At 59.2% G+C, this 22,404-nt stretch carries 16 protein-coding genes; 7 read left to right on the forward strand and 9 right to left on the reverse strand.

Going from position 1 to position 22,404, the window contains the following annotated elements; translation table 11 throughout:
• Positions 1-6: 6 nt before the first annotated feature.
• A complete protein-coding gene (gene dxr, locus BLU28_RS19950; protein ID WP_077987017.1) occupies positions 7-1,200 on the forward strand; it encodes a 1-deoxy-D-xylulose-5-phosphate reductoisomerase in 1,194 nt (397 codons plus the stop codon).
• A gap of 33 nt (positions 1,201-1,233) precedes the next feature.
• On the opposite strand, the gene hemA is transcribed toward dxr, so the two are convergent.
• Positions 1,234-2,451, reverse strand: coding sequence for a 5-aminolevulinate synthase (gene hemA, locus BLU28_RS19955; protein WP_006698218.1), 1,218 nt, complete (start codon positions 2,449-2,451; stop codon positions 1,234-1,236).
• Positions 2,452-2,820: 369 nt separating this feature from the next.
• Between hemA and BLU28_RS19960 the strand changes: the two genes are divergently transcribed.
• From BLU28_RS19960 to BLU28_RS19980, 5 genes are all read left to right on the forward strand, one after another.
• Positions 2,821-3,072: a YMGG-like glycine zipper-containing protein gene (locus tag BLU28_RS19960; protein ID WP_004443753.1), complete on the forward strand. Its 252-nt coding sequence runs from the start codon at positions 2,821-2,823 to the stop codon at positions 3,070-3,072.
• Positions 3,073-3,246: 174 nt separating this feature from the next.
• Positions 3,247-5,172: an autotransporter assembly complex protein TamA gene (locus tag BLU28_RS19965; protein WP_052114193.1), complete on the forward strand. Its 1,926-nt coding sequence runs from the start codon at positions 3,247-3,249 to the stop codon at positions 5,170-5,172.
• A gap of 45 nt (positions 5,173-5,217) precedes the next feature.
• The gene (locus BLU28_RS19970) at positions 5,218-9,378 is read left to right on the forward strand and encodes a translocation/assembly module TamB domain-containing protein (protein WP_077987016.1); all 4,161 of its coding nucleotides are present in this window, start codon (positions 5,218-5,220) and stop codon (positions 9,376-9,378) included.
• 166 nt (positions 9,379-9,544) lie between these two features.
• Positions 9,545-10,021 carry a chemotaxis protein CheW gene (locus tag BLU28_RS19975; RefSeq protein WP_003504949.1) on the forward strand — a complete coding sequence of 159 codons (477 nt, stop codon included), beginning with the start codon at positions 9,545-9,547 and terminating at the stop codon, positions 10,019-10,021.
• Positions 10,022-10,343: 322 nt separating this feature from the next.
• On the forward strand, positions 10,344-12,113 hold the full coding sequence (locus tag BLU28_RS19980) for a methyl-accepting chemotaxis protein (RefSeq protein ID WP_077987015.1): 1,770 nt from the start codon (positions 10,344-10,346) through the stop codon (positions 12,111-12,113).
• A 46-nt stretch (positions 12,114-12,159) separates the two neighbouring features.
• Here BLU28_RS19980 and fdhD read toward each other — a convergent pair whose 3' ends face one another.
• The 8 genes from fdhD to BLU28_RS20020 form a co-directional block, all read right to left on the reverse strand.
• Entirely contained in the window at positions 12,160-12,966 is an 807-nt protein-coding gene (gene fdhD / locus BLU28_RS19985) for a formate dehydrogenase accessory sulfurtransferase FdhD (RefSeq protein ID WP_222856727.1), read from the reverse strand.
• Positions 12,967-13,318: 352 nt separating this feature from the next.
• Positions 13,319-13,729: a F0F1 ATP synthase subunit epsilon gene (locus BLU28_RS19990; RefSeq protein ID WP_004443766.1), complete on the reverse strand. Its 411-nt coding sequence runs from the start codon at positions 13,727-13,729 to the stop codon at positions 13,319-13,321.
• A 129-nt stretch (positions 13,730-13,858) separates the two neighbouring features.
• Positions 13,859-15,313 carry a F0F1 ATP synthase subunit beta gene (gene atpD, locus BLU28_RS19995; protein ID WP_004443768.1) on the reverse strand — a complete coding sequence of 485 codons (1,455 nt, stop codon included), beginning with the start codon at positions 15,311-15,313 and terminating at the stop codon, positions 13,859-13,861.
• 23 nt (positions 15,314-15,336) lie between these two features.
• Entirely contained in the window at positions 15,337-16,215 is an 879-nt protein-coding gene (locus BLU28_RS20000; protein WP_004443770.1) for a F0F1 ATP synthase subunit gamma, read from the reverse strand.
• Positions 16,216-16,246: 31 nt separating this feature from the next.
• Positions 16,247-17,776: a F0F1 ATP synthase subunit alpha gene (gene atpA / locus BLU28_RS20005; RefSeq protein ID WP_004443771.1), complete on the reverse strand. Its 1,530-nt coding sequence runs from the start codon at positions 17,774-17,776 to the stop codon at positions 16,247-16,249.
• The gene (locus BLU28_RS20010; protein ID WP_004443773.1) at positions 17,776-18,342 is read right to left on the reverse strand and encodes a F0F1 ATP synthase subunit delta; all 567 of its coding nucleotides are present in this window, start codon (positions 18,340-18,342) and stop codon (positions 17,776-17,778) included. Before BLU28_RS20010 ends, atpA begins: the two co-directional genes overlap by 1 nt.
• A 260-nt stretch (positions 18,343-18,602) precedes the next feature.
• A complete protein-coding gene (locus BLU28_RS20015) occupies positions 18,603-18,989 on the reverse strand; it encodes an AGROH133_08824 family phage infection protein (protein WP_004443775.1) in 387 nt (128 codons plus the stop codon).
• 81 nt (positions 18,990-19,070) lie between these two features.
• On the reverse strand, positions 19,071-21,287 hold the full coding sequence (locus BLU28_RS20020; protein WP_077987050.1) for a primosomal protein N': 2,217 nt from the start codon (positions 21,285-21,287) through the stop codon (positions 19,071-19,073).
• A 121-nt stretch (positions 21,288-21,408) separates the two neighbouring features.
• On the opposite strand from BLU28_RS20020, the gene BLU28_RS20025 reads away from it, so the two are divergent.
• Positions 21,409-22,356, forward strand: a complete 948-nt coding sequence (locus BLU28_RS20025) for a tyrosine recombinase XerC (RefSeq protein ID WP_077987013.1) — start codon at positions 21,409-21,411, stop codon at positions 22,354-22,356.
• Positions 22,357-22,404 lie beyond the last annotated feature (48 nt).

Raw genomic sequence — 22,404 nt, forward strand, 5'->3', positions numbered from 1 at the left:
CTAAAAATGACGAATGCCAGTGAAATGCCCCGCAAGCTGACGATCTTGGGTTCGACGGGTTCGATCGGCTCCAATACGCTGGATGTGGTCCGTCAACTGGGCGGCAGGGGCCAATTCGAGATCGTGGCTTTGACCGGCGCCGGGAATATCGCCCTTCTGGCGGAGCAGGCGCGACAATTCGGCGCGGAGCTTGCCGTTACCGCCGAGGACGACAACTACGAAGACCTCAAGTCCGCTCTCGCAGGAACGGGCATAAAGACCGCGGCAGGCAAATCCGGTCTTGAAGAGGCGGCTTCGATGGATGCCGGCTGGGTGATGGCGGCCATTGCCGGAACCCCCGGTCTGGCCCCCACGGTGACTGCGGCCAGGCGTGGCGCAGATATCGCCCTCGCCAACAAGGAGTGCCTCGTTTCGGCGGGCGATGTTTTTATACGCACGGTCAAGCAGGGTGGCGGCAGGCTGATCCCGGTCGACAGCGAGCACAGCGCAATCTTCCAGTGCCTCACGGGCGATCACAGAGAGGCTGTGGAACGCATCATCCTGACGGCTTCCGGCGGCCCGTTCCGGACATGGTCGCGCGAAGAAATGACCAATGTCACGGCGGACGTCGCCCGCGCCCATCCCAACTGGTCAATGGGGTTGAAGGTTTCCATCGGCAGCGCGTCCATGTTCAACAAGGGACTGGAGATGATCGAGGCGAAATATCTCTTCGATCTCAGGCCGGATCAGGTTGAGGTAATAGTCCATCCGCAGTCGATCGTGCATTCGATGGTTGGCTACAGCGACGGCTCTTATATCGCGCAGCTCGGATCTCCCGATATGCGCACCGCCATTTCTTACGCCCTTACCTATCCTGAGCGCGGACAGCTGAACGTCGAACGGCTGGATTTCGCAAAACTGGCGAGGCTCGATTTCGAGGCGCCGGATGAGGCACGGTTCCCGGCACTTCGGCTGGCGCGAACCGCGCTGGAGCGCGGCGGCTTACAGGGTGCCGCCCTGAACGCCGCCGAGGAGACCGCCTTTCACGCCTTCGTCGACGGCGCCATCGGTTTCCTCGATATGGCGGACATCGTGGAAACGGTCATGGACCGGATGGATGACGGCCGCAGCGCTGGCACGATCGAAGATGTATTCGCGGCAGATGAGGAAGCTCGCCGCCATGCCGGCGAACTCATCTCCACCAAAGAAAAGGCCGCGTAAACGCGGCCCGATTTCCCTATCCGAAGAGTTTCCTTACGCCACCGCACGCGCCAGCGCACAATGCGACCAGAGTTGATGCAGCGCGCCGACCAGATGCTCGATGTCCGCGTCGCTATGCAGCGGGGTCGGGGTGATGCGCAGACGCTCGGTCTTACGCGGCACCGTCGGATAATTGATCGGCTGCACATAGACGCCGTGACTGTCGAGCAGGATATCAGATATCCATTTGCACTTGGCAGCATCGCCCACCATGACCGGCACGATGTGGCTTGGATTGTCCATATGCGGAATGCCGCGCGCATCGAGAAGTCCACGCAGCTTCCGCACGCGGTCCTGATGACGGGCCCGCTCGAAAGGGCTTGCCTTCAGATGCTGGATCGAAGCAATCGCTCCGGCGGCGAGCGACGGCGGCAATGCCGTGGTGAAGATGAAACCGGAAGCGAAGGAGCGGATGAAATCGCAGACCGCGGTGGAGCCGGTAATGTAACCGCCCATGACGCCGAAGGCCTTGCCGAGCGTTCCCTCGATGATCGTCAGGCGATCCATCAGGCCTTCGCGCTCGGCAATGCCGCCGCCGCGCGGGCCGTACATGCCCACAGCGTGGACTTCATCGAGATAGGTCATGGCGCCATAACGATCGGCAAGATCGCAGATTTCGCTGATCGGCGCGATATCGCCGTCCATGGAATAAACGGATTCGAAAGCGATGAGCTTCGGCGCGTTCGGATCAGCGGCCTGGAGCTTGGCCTCGAGGTCCTCGAGATCATTGTGCTTCCAGATCACCCGCTCACAACGGCCATAACGGATGCCCTCGATCATTGAGGCATGGTTGAGCGCGTCCGAAAAGATGATCAGGCCAGGTATCTTCTGGCCGAGCGTACCGAGGGTAGCCCAGTTGGACACATAGCCTGAGGTGAAGATCAGCGCCGATTCCTTGCCATGGAGGTCAGCAAGTTCGCGCTCGAGCAGGACGTGATAGTGGTTGGTGCCAGAAATATTCCGGGTGCCTCCCGCACCCGCGCCACAGTGATCAATGGCGGCTTTCATGGCTTCGACAACCTTCGGGTTCTGGCCCATGCCGAGATAGTCGTTGGAACACCAGACAGTAACGTCCTTGCGTTCACCATTGGCGTTATACCGGGTCGCGCGGGGGAAATTGCCCTGCTGGCGTTCGATATCCGCAAAAACGCGATAGCGTCCCTCAGAATGCAGGCTTTGCAGTTCCGTCGTGAAAAATGCCTCGAAGTCCATGCCATGCTCCAGAATTGACCAGCTCGTTCTCTGCCTCGTTGCCGGGACCGTCAACCCTTCCGGGCTATTTTAGCCGCCACTGCGTCAATTCGCCGTTGTTTTGAACCATTCCAATAAACCGTTTATAGCCGCTCATGAAAAGCGCAAAATTGATTCACATCAAAAAAGCGGATTTTTGGAACCTTTTTTGCGCCGCGCCGTTGTTTGGGGCACAATCGATTTACGCTCGGAGGAATGCCTTAAGTGGAGGCTTCCCTAAACGACATCGAATTGTTAGTTATCTGTGGCGGTCGGAGGTAGCAGTCGCCGCAGATAAATATGGGACGCCTACCGAGCCAAAGAGCTCATTGTAACGTTGGAGAGAGTTTCATGAAAAAGGCAATCATATTTGCGCTGGTCGGCCTGTCGCTTGCAAGCTGCACGCAGACTGAAAAGGGTGCTTCGATTGGTGCCGTTTCCGGCGCCGTTATCGGTGGCGCGGTCACTGGCAACGTTCGTGGCGCAGCTGTTGGCGCAGCGATCGGTGGCGTCGGTGGTGCTTTGATTGGCAACGCTTCCGAGCCGGGCTATTGCTATTACCGCGACCAGTACGGCCAGCGTTACACGGCACGTTGCCGCTAATCGCTTCGCGAAATACCGTTGCACAGAAGCCCCGGTCATCCGGGGCTTTTTGCGTTATGGGCTGCAAAACATGTGCCGAGGGTCCTCAAAGCCGTTTATTTATGATTAAATTGCAATGTTAACGGAGAGGAAACGGGTTAGGGCGACAATAAAGGCTCAACCATAAAGCAGCTTATGCGAAGAACACGAACTAACCCGAAGACAGGTATTGCGTATCGGAAAGCTGGCACCGCGCTTGCGGTTGCTGTGACGTTCGCCCTGTATCCGGCTTTTGCGCGTGATGCCTTCGCCTTTAAACTGTTCGGCATGCGCCTGTGGGGTTCGGAAGAACCGGAGGTCGAGGTTATCAACCCCGTCAAATATGCCGTCACGCTCAACGCTCCCGACGCCGACAAATCCCTGACGGACAGCCTCGAAAACAGTTCCCTTCTTTTGGCCGACAAGGACAAGCCTGCCTCAGGCGATCTCGGACTCCTGATAAAGGCAAGGGACGACAGGGACAGGCTGATTGCAGCGCTTTATGAAAACGCCCGCTATGGCGGTATTGTCAATGTCACCGTGGCCGGGAGGAATGTCGACGACCTGCCGCCCAACCCGGTTTTCGACCATAGCGCGCCCGTTCCCGTGGTCATAACCGTTACGCCCGGTCCCAAATTCACACTCGGCAATATCCGTCTCGAAGGCGACGTCACAGGCCGCAATCTCGAGGAATACGGCCTGACGACGGGCGGCGATGCCGGCTCCCTGGCGATCATCCGCGCCGGCAACAAGCTGATCGATGATCTGAAGGCCGAAGGCCGCCCGCTTGCCAAGCTGACGAAACGCGAGGCCGTTGCAAACCATGCGACAAACACTGTCGACATCACCATGGCGGCCGAAGGCGGCCCCGTCGCCCCACTCGGCACGGTCACCGTCACCGGTGAAAAAACCGTCGATGGGGATTTCATCCGCCGCTATTCGCGCCTCAATGGCGGCGAGCCCTATTCGCCGGAAAAACTGCGCAAGGCCGCCGATCGCCTGCGCCAGCTCGGTGTTTTTTCCAGCCTGACGATCAAGGAGGCAGGAACGCTCGCCCGCGACGGCACCATTCCGTTGACCATCGAAGTGTCCGAAGGCAAGCACCGCTATTTCGGCGTCGGCGCACAATATTCCACCACCGAAGGCATTGGTCTTCAGGGCTACTGGGGCCACAGAAACCTGTTCGGCCAGGCCGAATCGCTGCGCATCGAGGGCTCGGTCTCGCGCATTGCAGAGGCATCGAGCGTGGAAGGCATGGACTATTCGGCGGGCATTACCTTTACGAAGCCCGGAATGTTCAATCCCCGCACGACATTCAAGACCAGCCTGATTGCCAAGACCGAGCATCCGGACACCTACGAAGCCAAGACGCTGACTGGGACTGCCGGTTTCAGTTATGAACTAAACGATACCGACACGGCTGCCGCGGGCCTGGAGGTGCAGTGGGCCGATACAGACGATGCCTTCGGAAAGAACGAATATCTTACCACGTCCATTCCGCTGGAATTCGTTCGCGATACCCGCGACGACAAGCTCAACCCGACCGAAGGCTTTCGTGCATCGGTGGCCGCCAAGCCCAGCTATGAGGCCCTGAACGGGACCTTCTTCTCCTCTTTCGAAGGTTCGATTACCGGGTACAAGGGGCTGGGCGCCGAAGACAGGCTGATCATGGCCGGAAAACTGTCGGGCGGCGTGCTCGTCGGCGGAAGCGACCTGCAGGACATCCCCACCACCCGCCGCTTTTATGCCGGGGGCGGCGGGTCCGTGCGTGGCTATAGCTATCAGGAAATATCGCCTTATAATGCGGCAGGCGACGCGACCGGCGGTCGCTCCTATGTCGTTGGCTCCATTGAAGCCCGCATCAAGGTCACCGACACGATCGGTATCGTGCCTTTTATCGATGCGGGTGTGGTCTCTGAAGACGTGACCCCGGACTTTTCCGACATTCGGGCTGGCGCCGGTATCGGGCTGCGTTACGCGACACCCTTCGGGCCTCTGCGTCTCGATGTCGCCACGCCGCTAGACAAATACGATGGCGGCAACAGTTTCGGCATTTATGCTGGCATCGGTCAGTCTTTTTAAACGCCGCAGTCGAACACCCTTGCAACAGAGTGTAGATTACCCTTTATGAAAACGTTGATTCGATTGCTGAAATGGCTGGGCTACGCTGCCTTGTGCGGCGTGGTACTTCTGTTGCTTGCAGCCTTTTTCGTCGGTTTTACGCCGATGGGCGCGAGAATAGCCGCAAAGCAGATTTCATCGCTTGTATCGACACCCGATCAGATAATCGAGATTTCTCCGCCCAGCGGGCTTTTAACGGGGCATCTGAGGCTCGACAACGTCACTCTTTCGGATCGGCAGGGCCCTTATGCCCGCGTGAACCAGATCGCCGTCGACTGGTCACCCTTCTCGCTTCTTGCCGGCACCTTCCATGCGGACCGGGTATCGGCGGGATCGATCGATGTCCAGCGCCAACCGGTTCCGGTGGAGGAAACGACGAGCAAAAGCTCCGGCAGTTCCTCTCTGCCGATTGAAATAGCGATCGACAATTTCAGCTTTCCCGATATTCGTCTCGGCCAGCCCCTTCTCGGCCGCCCCTTTGAACTGACGGCCGAAGGCAACCTCAAGGCCGCCAGCGACGATATCAGACTGTCGCTCACGGCCCACCGGCTGAATGCCCCGGATGCGGTCGTTAACGCCGACATCGCATTTCTTCCCAACGAAAATGTCCTGAAGCTGAAAGCGGAGATGCGGGAGCCTGAGGGCGGACTTCTTGCCACGCTGCTGTCTCTGCCCGGCACACCTGCGGTCGCCATCGACCTTAACGGCGAAGGACCGCTTTCAAACTGGACCGGCAGCATGCGTGGCAACGTCGCTGGTAACCCTGTTGTCAGCGTCACCGGCCGGCACCTCCTCGCGGAGGATGGCACCCGCCGCATCGAAGTTTCGGGTGGCGGCCAGCCCGATCTGCTTCTCCCGCCCGCCTTCCGGCAGCTTTTTGCCGGTGAGACGAAGCTCGACGCAAACGCCACCCTTTCCCCACAGGGGCGCATCGAAATCGGCAGCAGTACACTGGAAACCAGCACCCTGCTGCTGACGGCCTCCGGCACCATTGATCCGAACGGCCAGAACGACCTTGCCGCCAACCTCATCGGCACAGCCGGGCCCGTCGATTTTCGCTGGCCGCTGAGCGATGGGGAGGTGCAGGCCCTCATCAACGGCCTCGATCTTTCGTTAAAGGGTGGGGCAGACGCCGCACATCTTGACACGACCGTTTCCCTGCGCAGCCTCTCTTTGCCGCAAGGCAGGCTGGACGACGTCAAACTGACGGCGCAAAGCGCTGATCTCAATATCGCCGACCGGAGCGGCACAATCGCCACCGCTCTCTCCGTAGCGCAATCGTCCTTTGTCAGCCCGGATATTGATCGGCTGGTGCGTGCGCCGCTCACCATCAATGCACCGCTCCGCCTGAGCCCATCCGCCATCGGCTTTGACAGCGCGACGCTTGAAAGCGCCAGCGTTGGCGGAACACTGAACGGCAGTTTTGACCTTACCGGCAACCGCCTCACCTCCAGCGTGCAGCTCTTCGCACTGCCCGCTACCCTTCCACCGGCTCTCGCGGAAAAGTTCGACACCACCATCGCCCTCCAGGGTGATGTCGACGTGACCATCGGTGGACGCACCAACGTTGAAAACCTCGTCGTCAAGTCGGGAACGATCGAGGCGACAGGCAATGCCGGTCTCGAAAACGATGCATTGAGCGCCAGCCTGACGGGTAAATTTCTCGCTCTTGAAAAGTTGACGCCACAGGCAAAGGGCGTCGCCGATTTTGCGATCGAGGCCACCGGCGCGCTGGCAGCGCCAGATTTCAACGTGACCCTGACTTCCGAGAGCGCAATCCTTGCCGGACGTACGCTTGAATCGTTGCAAGTCAATGCGACAGGCAAGGCCGATCCCGCCGCTCCTCAGGCGAAACTTACCGCCAGCGGCAGCCTTGACCGACAGAAGATCGATGCCAATGCCGAATTGGTGCAAACCGAAAACGGCACTGCGATTCCCGAGCTGCGCGTGGCGGTAGGCCGGAATATCTTGAACGGGCAACTGCAATTCTCGCAGCAGTTTCTGCCATCCGGCAATCTTTCCTTCAACTTTCCCGACCTTGCGCTACTCGCCGCTCTCGCTGCGCAGCAGGCGGATGGCGATATTGCCGGCGACATCGCCCTTAGCAACGCCAATGGCCGGATCGCCGCGACGATCAAAGCCAATGGCAGCAGCATCCGTCAGGGCACGACAACGATCTCCGGGTTGGCGGCCGATATTTCAATAGACGACCTTCAGGCAATCGCCATCAACGGCAAGGTCAACGCCGATACCGTCAATGCCGGCGCGGCTGCGATATCTGACCTGAAAGCCACAATCGGTCATTCCGGCACAACGACGCAGTTCGACGTCAACGCGCGTTACGACAACGCACCGCTGGTGGTGAATGGCAGCGCCGAGACGGGCGGATCGCCCATGACGGTAAGACTCGACGCCTTTTCCGCCGCGCCCAAGGGCATTGCCGTGCGCCTTGAAAAACCCACCACCATTGCCATCCAGAACGGTACGGCCCGGATCTCCGATTTGACCATCATCACGGGCGAAGGACGTGTCGAGGTCAACGGCACCGCCGGGTCGACGCTTGATATCAATGCCGATATCCGTTCGCTGCCCGCAAGTCTCGCAAATGCCTTTGCCACCGGACTGGATGCGGCGGGCAGCATCTCCGGCACGGTGAAGGCCAAGGGTGCGGCATCGAACCCTGCGGTCGACTATAATCTCAACTGGGTAAATGCCGAGGTCGCACAGACGCGCGCGGCGGGTCTCGCCGCCCTCGGCATCAAGGCGAACGGTCAATTTTCCGGTGGTACCCTTCAGATCGACACGAATGTTTCCGGTCAGGGCGGCATGGCGCTTTCAGGCGGCGGCTCGCTCGGTATCGCCGGCAATCGTCCGCTTTCGATGGCGTTTTCCGGCAGACTGCCTTTCTCAGCCGTCGCGGCACAAACAGCAGCGCAGGGCCTCGATGTGAATGGCACCGCCGCCATCGACGTGAAGATTTCCGGCAGCGCTTCCGCACCTGTCATTAGCGGCAGCATCACCACTGATGGCACGCGCCTGACCGACGTGCGCCGAAACCTCACCATTAACGATCTGGGCGCCACCATCACCTTCGACCGTGATCGTGCCGTCATCTCCCGATTGACCGGCAGGCTGGCAGGCGGTGGAACGATCTCGGGAACCGGCAGCGTCGGCATAACCGGTGGTTCGGGTTTTCCTGCCGATATATCGATTACGCTTAATCGCGCCGGTTACAACGACGGCACGCTGGTAACGACAGTGGTGAGCGGCACGCTGACGCTGAAAGGCCCGTTGCTGAATTCCCCCGTGCTGGGCGGCAACCTGACGCTGGACAGAAGCGCCATCACCATTCCGGAGAAGCTGCCGGCTTCACTGACGGAGATCGACGTCAAGCACAAGAACGCACCACCCAAGGTACGCGCGCAGGCCAAGGCGCTTGGAGCCGATCAGGGCGGAAGCGGGAGCTCGTCCACCATCAATCTCGATCTGCAGGTCAATGCACCGAGCGGTATATTCGTGCGCGGTCGGGGTATCGATGCAGAACTGACCGGCAATCTGACGATCCGTGGCACCGCAGCGGTTCCGGTCATTTCCGGCGGCTTCGAAATGCGTCGGGGCAGGCTTGAAATCCTCACTCGCCGCCTTGATTTCACGACAGGAAATATCAGTTTCGGTGGCGGCCTCGTTCCGGTCCTCGACATGAAGGCGGACTCAACGGTTGGTTCAACGACCATCACCGTATCTGTTTCCGGTACTGCCAACGATCCGACCTTTGCGTTCTCCTCGGCTCCCGCTCTGCCACAGGATGAGGTGATGGCACAGCTGATCTTCGGCCAGTCCATGTCAAAACTATCCGCGCTGCAGATCGCACGGTTGGCGGATGCCGCCGCTCAACTGGCCGGCGGGCGTTCCACATCGCTGTTCGACAAGCTCAGAAGCAATCTCGGCGTCGATGATCTTGATATTTCGACCGATTCCGAAGGACAGGCCCGTGTTTCCGCCGGTAAATACCTGAACGAAAGAACCTATCTGGAGCTGCAGCAAAGCGGCGAATCCGGCGCAAAAGCCATCATCAATCTCGACGTAGGACGCGGTGTGAAGCTGCGCGGGGAAGCGGGCGGCGATGGCGAAGGCGCAGCAGGCATATTTTACGAGAAAGAGTATTGAGATGGTTCGCATTTAGGTTTGCGAAACCATCTCATGCTAGGAATCTTCCATTGAAGACGGAAATATTGTTTCCGACTGTTCAGGCACCAGGCAGAACGCCGAATTCGCATTGCAAGTGTCGGTGCACTTGCGCCGGCCTCCACAGCGAGCATTGGGAAGAATTCTGATGGCAATGATTAACTCTACCAATTTTGGCGGTGAGACGCTCGAAATCATCGCATTCCGCCTGCATGATCAGGAATTCTGCGTGAAGACGACGACCATTCGCGAAATCCGCGGCTGGGCGCCTTCGACGCCCATTCCCCACGCACCGAAAGACGTCATCGGCGTCATGAACCTGCGCGGCTCTGTTATCCCGATCATAGATCTGGCTCACAAACTCGGCATGAAAAGCACCGTTGCCAATGAGCGCAGCGCAATCGTAGTAGCCGAGGTGCATAACATGGTCATCGGCATGCTGGTGGATCGCGTTTCAGACATTCTGACGATCCCGGCAAACCAGGTCCAGCCGGTTCCCGAAATTTCAGCCTCCTTCGACAAGTCCTATTCCGAAGGGATCATCGCCAACGAACATGGCATGATCTGCTTCCTGAACCTTGCGAAAATGTTCAAGGGCACTGAGGCGGAAGATCTCGCGGCCTGACAAGGTCTGCGCAGGCCTCGCTGAAGAATGATAAGGAACAATCCAGACCGCCGGAGCACCTGCCGGCGGTTTTGTTTTTTCTTTCAAGCATTTTATTAAATAAGAACATTTTAATATTATAGATATCTAATATTAACGCCATAGATCAGTACCGCGCCGGCAAGCCTATACGCGGGCCGATACCTGACCCAGGGCCAACATAGAGAAGTGCCTGCATTGCTGCCTTCGGCGGCAAAACCTGTTCGGTGTTCAACGTGATATGGCGTGGACCGCATCTTCTTTGCGGCTTGCCGCGCCGTGGGCTGACTTTGGGGGACTTGTAATGCTGGGGTTAGGAAAAAGCGCAGACAGTAGAAATATGCTCGATGCGATATCAAGATCGCAGGCGGTCATCGAATTCGATCTCAAAGGTAATATCCTCACCGCAAATAAGAATTTCTGCGCGGCACTGGGTTATGACCTCACAGAGATCGTCGGTAAGCACCACCGCATATTCTGCGACAGCGAGCTTGCCGCGTCTCGCGCCTATCAGGAATTCTGGGACTCTCTCGCCCGTGGCGAGTTTCAGGCCAAGGAATTTCGCCGTATCCGCAAGGACGGCTCGGTGATCTGGATCGAGGCCTCCTACAACCCGGTTTTCCGTTCGGGCAAGCCCTATAAAGTGGTCAAGATCGCAACAGATATCACCGCAAAAAAGATCACGGCCGCGGAAGATGCGGGCAAACTGGAGGCGCTCTCCCGCTCGCAAGCCACCATTGAGTTCTTTCCTGACGGTACGATCATCACCGCCAATCCAAACTTCTGCGCTGCGGTGAACTATGACCTCAAGGAAATCGAGGGCAGGCACCACCGCATGTTCTGTGATCCTGCCTATGCCGCCTCGCCCGCCTACGCAAATTTCTGGCAACGACTGGCATCAGGCGAATTCATCTCGGACGAGTTTGTCCGCTACGGGAAGAACGGCAAGGAAATATGGATCCAGGCCGCCTATAATCCGGTTGTCGATGAAACCGGTAAAGTGGTGAAGGTGGTGAAATTTGCCACCGACGTCACACCGCGCATGAGCGCCATTCGCATGCTTGCAGATGCCCTGCGGGCGCTGGCCGAAGGCGACCTTGTACAACGCCTCGACAACAGCTTCGTGCCCAGCATGGAAAAACTGCGGGCAGATTTCAACGAGGTCGTCGCCAAGCTGCAGGCCACGATGCAGACAATCGCGCACAATGCCTCGACAATCGCATCCGGATCCGGCGAAATCCGCATCGCCGCCGATCAGCTCTCGCAACGCACCGAACAGCAAGCCGCCTCACTGGAGGAGACCGCTGCGGCGCTGGAGGAGATCACCACCACCGTAACCGATGCAAGCCACCGCGCAGGTGAGGCCGGTAAACTGGTGCTGCGGACAAGAGAACATGCCGAGCATTCCGGCGACATCGTTCAGCAGGCAATTTCCGCCATGGATGCGATTTCGAGGTCCTCGGGCGAAATCACCAATATCATTGGCGTTATAGACGACATCGCTTTCCAGACCAATCTCTTGGCCCTCAATGCGGGCGTCGAAGCAGCGCGCGCCGGGGAAGCGGGCAAGGGGTTCGCCGTCGTCGCACAGGAGGTCCGGGAACTCGCACAGCGATCCGCCGTTGCGGCCAAGGAGATCAAATCCCTCATCAACACCTCTCGCGAGCAGGTCTCCAACGGCGTGGATCTGGTGGGCAGAACCGGCGACGCCCTGCGGGACATCCAGTCGCAGATGGGCGAGATCGACACTAATGTCTCGGCCATCGTTGAAGCATCCCGCGAACAGGCGAACGGTCTCAGGGAGATCAATCAGGCCGTCAACGTTATGGATCAGGCCACCCAGAAAAACGCCGCGATGGTAGAAGAAACCACCGCCGCCAGCCACGGGCTCGCTACAGAAGCGGAAAATCTGCATGAATTGCTGCGGCAGTTCAGAATCGCGCACGACGCGTCACCCGCACGCCCCGTCGACAAGAAACCAGCCGTCCTCACCAGGCTGCCGGTGCCGCAACCGCGATATGCTGCTTTACCAAGGTCTCATGGAAACGCAGCAGCCGAATGGGCGGAGTTCTAAGGGTCTCTTTGAAGTCTGAAGGCCGTCGGGAACGGCGGCCTCTACGTCATAAAATGATACGATCCGCCCTGGTGAAGATCTCAAAATCTTCACCCCGCACGAGTGCGACAAGGGTGATACCCGAGCTTTCAGCGGTTTCGATGGCGAGCGCAGTGGGTGCAGAAATCGCCGCCAGAATGGGACTGCCAAGAATGGCGGTCTTTTGGACCATTTCTACCGACAGGCGGCTGGTCACAACCACAATGCCCCCATTCGGCGGTAGGCCTGCATTGACAACTGCACCTGCAAGCTTGTCGAGTGCATTATGGCGACCGACGTCTTCACGAACAGCAAGCAGCCCCTTTTTAGGATTGTAGAAACCCGCGCCGTGAACCGCTCTCGTTTCGCGATTAAGGCTTTGCGCTTCATTCAGTGCTTTCATTGCAGCAACAATGTCGTCCCCGTCGACGGAGAGTTCAGAGCCGCTCAGGACCGGGACCACTCGGACCGCCTGTTCTATCGATTCGATGCCACAAAGACCGCAGCCGACAGGGCCTGCCATATGCCGCCGTCTCGCCCTGAGCGCATCCGCATTGGCATCCTGCAAATCCACCTGAACGTCGAAGCCCTGCCCCGCCTCGATCACCTCGATTGACCGGATTTCCGCCCGTGTGGATATGATGCCTTCCGTCAGACTAAATCCGACTGCAAAATCGACAAGATCTGCGGGGCTGGCCATCATCACGGCATGGGTGCTGCCACCATAGGAAAAAGCAACCGGCACTTCCTCGGGCACCGCTCTCTCGCCCTCGATCAGGGTCCCTGACCGCAACGCGGTTCTCGCGACCCCTCTGTAGCTCGCTTTTGCCGACATGCCGATCACTCCTCCATCACCAAATCTGCTTCGTGTTGCGCACCCGAGCAGCATTTCTTCGGGATATCACATCTAACCGAAAGCTCTGAAAATCGGAATCGGTTTCCGAGGCTGCCCGGTTGAAACGCAATCGTTGAAGCGCGCCTTTGCTAGACTCATGTTCCGTAGGCGAATAATTGATGCACCCGGTCAACGTGATTTTGAAGCTTATGTGGGCAGGCTGAGGAGGACGAAGGCAATCGTACTCGCTGACCCGTTAAGCAGCAGGTCAAAACAAAAAAGCGACCGAGACGGCCGCTTTCTGGTTCGGATTTTTTGTGGGCAGTCATTCTTTCGAACCCGCCCGGTGCTTTCAAGCAGCGACGAGAACCTCATGCAGGTTCGTCAGTTCGTAAAGGTGCTTTTCAAGCTTCGTCAGATGCTCGTGGTGATGATTGCCTTCTTCGATTTCGGCCTTGGCCGCATCGATGCGACGCTGCAACGTGTCGGGAGACATGTCATCGGCCGAAACCGCGGATTCGGCAAGAAGCGTGCAGCCCGTCGGGAGAATATCGGCGAAGCCACCGAAGACGACATATTTATGCGTTTCACCAGAAGCGAACTTCACCGTGACCAAACCCGGCTTGATCGTGGTCATCGTCGGCGCATGGTTGGCCAGAACGGTCATTTCACCCAGCGTGGCCGGGATGACGACTTCCGTAACCGTTTCGGAAACGAGCAGACGCTCCGGGGAAACGAGATCGAATTTGAAACTGTCAGCCATGGCTATTCACTTCTTTTCAATTACGCGGGCGTCACGGACTTGTCTGTTACAACGCCGACAAAGCCTTATCGGTTTCGCCACCATTGTCGGCAAGGCGCGCGGCTGAACCACGCGCCCGCCAATTCATGATCAGGCAGCTTCGGCAGCCAGCTTCTTGGCCTTTTCAATGGCTTCTTCCATCGAACCGACCATGTAGAAGGCAGCTTCCGGCAGGCTGTCATATTCACCGTTGACCAGACCCTTGAAGCCCTTGATCGTGTCTTCGAGCGCAACGAGCTTGCCCGGCGAACCGGTGAAGACTTCGGCAACGAAGAACGGCTGCGACAGGAAGCGCTCGATCTTACGGGCGCGGGCAACCGTCAGCTTGTCTTCTTCCGACAGCTCGTCCATGCCGAGGATGGCGATGATGTCCTGAAGAGCCTTGTAGCGCTGAAGGGTCGACTGAACCTTACGAGCCACTTCATAGTGTTCTTCGCCGACGATCATCGGGTCGAGCATGCGCGAGGTGGAGTCGAGCGGGTCAACGGCCGGGTAGATACCCTTTTCAGCGATCGAGCGCGACAGAACCGTCGTGGCGTCCAGGTGGGCGAACGAGGTAGCAGGAGCCGGGTCGGTCAAGTCGTCGGCGGGGACGTAAATGGCCTGAACCGAGGTGATCGAACCCTTGGTCGTGGTGGTGATGCGTTCCTGCATCTGGCCCATGTCGGTTGCCAGCGTCGGCTGATAACCCACGGCCGAAGGAATACGGCCGAGCAGAGCCGACACTTCCGAACCAGCCTGCGTGAAGCGGAAGATGTTGTCCACGAAGAACAGAACGTCCTGGCCTTCGTCGCGGAAGTTTTCAGCGATCGTCAGACCGGTCAGAGCGACGCGAGCGCGGGCGCCCGGCGGTTCGTTCATCTGGCCGTAAACCAGCGCAGCCTTGGAGCCTTCGCCGCCGCCGAGCTTGTTGACGTTCGATTCGATCATTTCGTGGTAGAGGTCGTTACCTTCACGGGTACGCTCACCAACGCCAGCGAATACCGAGTAACCGCCGTGTGCCTTGGCAACGTTGTTGATGAGTTCCATGATGAGAACGGTCTTGCCAACGCCGGCGCCGCCGAACAGGCCGATCTTACCACCCTTGGCGTAAGGAGCCAGAAGGTCGACGACCTTGATGCCGGTGACGAGGATCTGTGCTTCGGTCGACTGTTCGACGTAAGCAGGAGCGTCCTGATGGATGGCGCGCTTGGAAGCGGTCACGATCGGACCAGCTTCGTCAACCGGCTCGCCGATAACGTTCATGATACGGCCGAGCGTTTCCGGACCTACCGGAACGGAGATCGGAGCGCCGGTGTTCGAAACGCTCTGACCGCGAACGAGACCTTCGGTCGAGTCCATGGCGATCGTGCGAACGACGTTTTCACCGAGGTGCTGCGCGACTTCCAGAACCAGGCGGTTGCCGTTGTTCTCGGTTTCGAGCGCGTTCAGGATCGGAGGCAGTTCGCCTTCGAACGCCACGTCGACAACAGCGCCGATAACCTGGGTAACCTTGCCCGCGCCGTTCACCGCTGCGGTTTTCTTGGGGGTAGCTGCCTTAGCCATTATCCTTACCCTCTTTCCTTACCTCAGAGCGCTTCCGCGCCCGAAATGATTTCAATGAGTTCCTTGGTGATCTGAGCCTGACGCTGACGGTTGTAGGACAGCGTCAGCTTGTTGATCATCTCACCGGCATTGCGCGTTGCGTTATCCATCGCGCTCATCTTGGCGCCCATTTCACCGGCAACGTTTTCGAGCAGAGCCCGGAAAACCTGAACCGAAATGTTGCGCGGAATAAGGTCTTCCAGAATAGAAGCCGCATCCGGCTCATATTCATAGACGGCGTTCTGCGTTGCTGCATCCTCTTCCACAACAGGCGTTGCGGCCGGAATGAGCTGCAGGCCGGTCGGGATCTGGCTGATGACGGACTTGAATTCCGAATAGATCAGGGTGCAGACATCGAACTCACCGGCGTTGAAGAGCGAGATCACCTTCTTGGCGATCTGGTCGGCATTTTCGAAACCAACCTTCTTCACGTCGCGCAGCTCGATGCGCTCGATGATGTTGGCTGCAAATTCGCGACGCAGGGCGTCGTAACCCTTCTTGCCGACCGTGATGATCTTGACCGTCTTGCCTTCCGAAATCAGCTTGCGGGCGTGATCGCGGGCAAAACGGGCGATTTGCGAGTTGAAACCGCCGCAAAGACCACGCTCAGCCGTGCAGACGACGAGCAGATGCACGTCGTTCTTGCCGGTGCCGGTCATCAGCGCCGGAGCAACGTCCGCCTCGACCGCATTCGCGATGTTGGCAAGAACGGCGCTCATGCGCTGAGAATAAGGCCGGGCGGCCTCCGCAGCTTCCTGGGCGCGCCGAAGCTTCGCCGCGGCGACCATTTTCATCGCCTTGGTAATCTTCTGCGTCGCCTTTACGGAGGCAATGCGGTTTTTCAGATCCTTTAGTGAAGGCATCCGTTATCCGTCCGAGTAAAAGAGCCCTGATTTAAGAAAAAGACTTGGCGAAACTATCAAGAGCGCCCTTGAGCTTGCCCTTGGTATCGTCGCTGATAGCCTTTTCCGTGCGGATGGTGTCGAGGATCGCCTTGCCTTCCGACCGGAGGTAGGAGAGCAGACCCTGCTCGAACTTGCCGACCTGTGCGACCGGAACCTTGTCGAGGTAACCGTTGACGCCGGCGAAGATCACCGCAACCTGTTCTTCCGTCTTGAGCGGCGAGAACTGCGGCTGCTTCAGAAGTTCGGTCAGGCGTGCACCGCGGTTCAGCAGGCGCTGCGTCGAGGCATCGAGGTCCGAACCGAACTGGGCGAAGGCGGCCATTTCGCGATACTGGGCGAGTTCACCCTTGATCGAGCCGGCAACCTGCTTCATCGCCTTGATCTGGGCGGCAGAGCCAACGCGCGAAACCGACAGACCGACGTTAACAGCCGGACGGATACCCTGATAGAACAGGTCGGTTTCAAGGAAGATCTGGCCGTCGGTGATCGAGATCACGTTGGTCGGAATAAAGGCCGAAACGTCGTTACCCTGGGTTTCGATGACAGGCAGAGCTGTCAGCGAGCCGGCGCCCATTTCGTCGGAAAGCTTTGCAGCGCGCTCGAGAAGACGGGAGTGGAGGTAGAAAACGTCGCCCGGATAAGCTTCGCGGCCCGGAGGACGGCGCAGCAGAAGCGACATCTGACGGTAAGCAACGGCCTGCTTGGAAAGGTCGTCGTAACCGATGAGGGCGTGTTTGCCGTTGTCGCGGAAGTATTCGCCCATGGCGCAACCGGCAAACGGTGCCAGGTACTGCATCGGAGCCGGATCGGAAGCGGTCGCAGCAACGATGATCGAGTACTGCAGCGCGCCGCGCTCTTCCAGAACCTTCACGAACTGGGCAACGGTCGAACGCTTCTGACCGATAGCGACGTAGACGCAATAAAGCTTGTCGCCGTCAGGACCATTGTCGTGAATGGCCTTCTGGTTCAGGATCGTGTCGAGAATGATTGCGGTCTTGCCGGTCTGGCGGTCGCCGATGACAAGCTCGCGCTGGCCGCGACCAACCGGGATGAGCGCATCGATGGCCTTGAGGCCGGTCGACATCGGCTCGTGAACCGACTTGCGCGGAATGATGCCGGGAGCCTTGACGTCAACGCGCGAACGCTTGGCGGCGTTGATCGGGCCCTTGCCGTCGATCGGATTACCGAGCGCGTCAACGACGCGGCCCAGCAGTTCCGGACCAACGGGAACGTCAACGATAGCGCCAGTCCGCTTTACGGTGTCGCCTTCCTTGATGTCACGGTCGGAACCGAAGATAACCACACCGACATTGTCGGCTTCGAGGTTGAGCGCCATACCGCGGATGCCGCCCGGAAACTCGACCATTTCACCAGCCTGAACATTGTCGAGACCGTAAACGCGAGCAATACCGTCACCGACGGAAAGCACCTGGCCGACTTCCGAGACTTCCGCCTCGTTGCCGAAATTTTTGATTTGATCTTTCAGAATTGCGGAAATTTCCGCGGCGCGGATATCCATCAGCCAACCTCTTTCAGTGCAAGCTTAAGGGTGGAAAGTTTGGTGCGAAGAGACGTATCGATCTGGCGGGAGCCGACCTTGACGATCAGACCACCGAGGATCGAGGGATCGACGGTAACGGAAACCGCCACATCCTTGCCGGTAACGCTCTTCAGCGCCGCCTTCAGTTCAGTTTCCTGCGCCTCGTCGAGCGCATGTGCCGAGGTGACCTCGGCGGTAATTTCGCCGCGATGGGCGGCAGCAATGGTGCGGTAGGCGCGGATCATGCCGGGAACGGCGAAGAGACGGCGGTTATTCGCAACAACCTTGAGGAAATTCAGCGCAAGACCGGTGATGCCGGCCTTTTCGCAAATAGCGGTGATTGCCTTGAACTGGTCCTCGGCGGAGAACACCGGACTCGCAACCAGACGCTTCAAATCGTCACTTTCGTCGAGAAGTGCGCCAAACTTGTCCAGTTCGGCCTGAACCGCTTCGACCGTACCCGCTTCCAAAGCAAGCTCGAAAAGCGACGACGCATACCTTTCCGCTACACCGGATGTTCCCTGGGAGGTCTCTGCCACGGGCACTTTTTCCCTGCTAATCGTCCAAGACCATCAGCGATGGGGCTCCACCGCATCAAATTCTTGAAATCGTTTCAATTTCCCCGAAAAAGACCGGAATTCCCCCCTGCCTTTTCCCAATTTCGCGGTCCGTCTAGCATAGGATGCCGGGACTCGCAACACGCGTAATAGCGGAAAGCGCCGTTTGGGCAAGGGGGAATGCGTTAAATTTTCCGATTTCGCTCAGGATGCGGTGCCTGTGCGGCACAAAAGGCAAAAACCCGGCTTCACACCAGCCCGAACACGTAGCTCAACGAGAGTGCGGCGAGCAGAAAGTGCACAACCAGAAGTAAGAGATTCCGCATGGTTGCGCCACCATCCGAGAGGATGGAGAGTATCCCGCCGAAGACGCTGAGGCCGAATGCCGCACCGAAGGCGAGATAGACCATGGGCTGGGCGAGAAGCAGGGCGGCGGCGCCGAGGCCCAGATAAAAGCCGGCAAGCGACGAGCGCACCAGCGCATAGCCATCCCGGCGTTCGCCGGCGGGCAGCAGACCGAAAGCGCGAAGCGTCAAGCCGGGTGCGAACATGAAAAACAGCCCGATGATGGCTGATACCACCGCCGCGCCGAAGGCCAATTGTTCGCCGAACTCTGTCGGAAAATAAAACTCCATATCGTTCCCCAAATCATTCTGTTTCCCGCTGGCGTTATGACACGGTCATGACAGCAGGAAAAAGCCCTTCTTTGATAAAGTTCAAAGGAAACTTTGCGGATCGATATCCAGCTGAACATGCACGCTGCCGCGCTCTTTAGGGCCATTTGCCAGAAGCGTTCGCAGGAACGATTGCATGTCGGAGTTGCGTCGCCCGTGCACCAGCAACCGGAAGCGATGGCGGCCGCGGATGAGCGCGAGCGGCGCTTCCGCCGGGCCAAGCAGCATGATGCCGTTTACCTGCGGGGCCGCAGCCCGCAATCCACGCGCATGTGTCTCCGCCTCTGCGCGCGTATCGGCTGAGACGATGATCGAGGCAAGCCGTCCGAAGGGCGGCAGGACAGCCTTTTCGCGCTCCACGATCTCCCTCTCGTAAAAAGCCGAGGCGTCACCGGAGACGATCGCCTGCATAACCGGATGCTGCGGCTGATAGGTCTGGAGCAGGCCATGACTCTTGCGCCCCGTCCGTCCGGCGCGACCCGTCACCTGCGAAAGCAGCTGGAAGGTTCGCTCCGCCGCACGCGGGTCGCCATTGGCCAGGCCGAGATCGGCATCGACGATGCCAACGAGCGTCATCAGCGGGAAATTATGCCCCTTGGCGACGAGCTGCGTGCCGATGACGATATCCGCCTCGCCTTTGACGATCGCCTCCAGCTCCAACCGCAACCGCTTGACGCCCATGAGATCGGAAGAGAGCACGATGGTGCGGGCATCGGGGAAATGTTTCTCCACCTCTTCGGCGATGCGCTCAACCCCCGGCCCGCAGGCCACGAGATGATCGAAGGTGCCGCATTCCGGGCAATGGTCGGGCGTCGGCTCATTATGGCCGCACTGATGGCACTGCAACTGATTGCGGAAACGATGCTCCACCAGCCAGCTGGAACATTGTGGGCACTGAAAACGATGGCCGCAGACGCGGCACAGCGTCAGCGGCGCATAACCGCGTCGATTGAGGAACAGCAGCGCCTGCTCGCCCTTCTCGATCGTCTTGCCGATTCCGCGCAGCAGAACGGGTGACAGAAACCCTCCCCTTTCCGGCGGATGGCGGCGCATATCGACAAGATGCAGATCGGGCATTGCCGCATCGCCGAAACGCGTATGCAGGTGAATGGTGTTGTAACGCCCCGAACTGCCGTTGACTTGGCTTTCCACCGAAGGCGTGGCCGAAACCAGCACGACGGGGAATTCGGCGATACGCGCCCTCACCACCGCCATGTCGCGGGCATTATAGAAGACACGATCTTCCTGCTTGTAAGCGGGGTCGTGCTCCTCATCGACAATAATAAGACCAAGATTGTCGAACGGCAGGAAAAGCGCCGAACGTGCCCCAGCCACCACCTTCACCTCGCCGGTCACTGCCTGCCGCCAGACCTTTTCGCGCATACGCGGCGACAGGTCCGAATGCCATTCGGCCGGCTTGGCGCCGAAACGATCCTGGAAACGCTCCAGAAACGCCGCCGTCAACGCGATTTCGGGCAGCAGGATGAGGACCTGCTTGCCTTGCCTGAGCGTCTCGGCCACGGCCTCGAAATAGACCTCGGTCTTGCCGGAGCCGGTCACGCCATCGATCAGGGAAACATGAAATCCACCCTTGCGCACATCCTCGAGGATCTCCGAAGCCGCCTGTCTCTGCGGGCCTTCCAGACGCGGCTCGACATAATCGGGGTCAGGCTCGGGCACCACTGGCGGCGCGGGCAGGAATATCGTCTCGAACACGCCCTGTTTGACAAGCCCGTCGATGACACTGGTCGAAACGCCTGCAGCATGGGCAAGCCCGCTCTTCGTCCAGCCGTGCCCTTCGGCCGCCAGCTCCATTACCCGTTCGCGGGCGGGGGTCAGGCGCTCCGGCCTACCTTCGGTCAGCCGCAGCCCCTCGATCATCGGTTCGGGATCGAAAGCGGCGGGCGCACGCAACGCCATGCGTGCCACGAGGCCGGGCGGAGAAAGCGTATAGGCGGCGACCCAGTCCACGAAGCGGCGCATTTCCGTCTTCATGGGCGGGCACTCGAAACTCTTGGTAATGGGCCGCAACTTCTTCGGATCGACAGCTTTCTCTCCGGTTTCGTCCCACACCACGCCGAACACCTGCCGGGGGCCAAGCGGCACCTGAACGACGGAACCAGTTTCCACCACCATATCTTCAGGCACAGCGTAGCTATAGGGCCCGGGCGCCGGCATGGGCACAAGAACGGGCACCGTGCGCGTGGGCGACGGCGGGTCGAACAGAGCCCCAAACAGATCGGACGAATCTTTTGCCATGATGTGGCGACCATGCCCCGGCGACAGGAAAAAGGAAACCGCCCGGATGTAGTGGGCGCACCACGCAAAGTCCACCTCTTAACCAAATGCTGACCATAAGCGCATAGTTTCGCATTGTGGAATGGAGCGCCGCGTGACCGAAATCCTGACATTCGCCGAACCCGATCTGCTCGCCGAGCGCCAAGCCTGGCTGACGGCGCTTGCAGGCGAGCGCCGCCTCTCCGACAACACCGTCGAGGCCTATGAGCGCGATACGCGTCAGTTCCTGACGTTCCTGACCGGCTACATCGGCAAACCAGCCTCCATAATCGATATTGCCGATCTGCGCCCCGTTGATCTTCGCGCCTTTCTGGCCAATAGACGCAAGGAGGGCGCCGGCGCGCGGTCGCTTGGGCGGCATCTGGCGGGCCTGCGCTCGCTACTGCACCACCTGCAGAAAAAGGGACTCGTCAATGCGGCCGGCGCCACCGCAATGCGCGCGCCAAAACAGCCGAAATCGCTGCCGAAGCCGCTGACCGACCGTCAGGCGCTGAAGATCACCACGGCCGAGGCACAGTTGAACGAAGAACCCTGGATTGCCGCCCGCAACGCTGCGGTCATGTCGCTGCTTTACGGCTGTGGCCTGCGCATTTCCGAGGCACTGGGTCTTACTCCCGCCGATTTCCCACCCGGCGTGCGCAGCCTGCGCATCACCGGCAAGGGCAACAAGACGCGGATCGTGCCGCTGCTCGCAGTGGTGACGGAAGCGGTCGATACATACAAAAAGCTCTGCCCCTATGCCATGTCGGCGGACGAACCGATGTTCCTCGGGGCACGCGGCGGCAAGCTTCAGCCTGCCATCATCCAGCGTGAAATGCAGAAGCTGCGCGGCGCTTTCGGCCTGCCGGAAAACGCCACCCCGCATGCGTTGCGCCATTCCTTCGCCACCCACCTTCTGGCCGGCGGTGGGGATCTGCGCACCATTCAGGAACTACTCGGCCATGCCAGCCTCTCCACCACACAGGTCTATACCGGCGTCGATACGGCGAGACTGTTGGAGATCTACGACAACGCTCACCCACGCGCATGATGCAGGAAATGGTTAACCATAGGCATTAACCAGACGTCCAAACCCCCG

This window comes from Agrobacterium pusense, assembly GCF_900102105.1.
GTDB lineage: Bacteria > Pseudomonadota > Alphaproteobacteria > Rhizobiales > Rhizobiaceae > Agrobacterium > Agrobacterium pusense.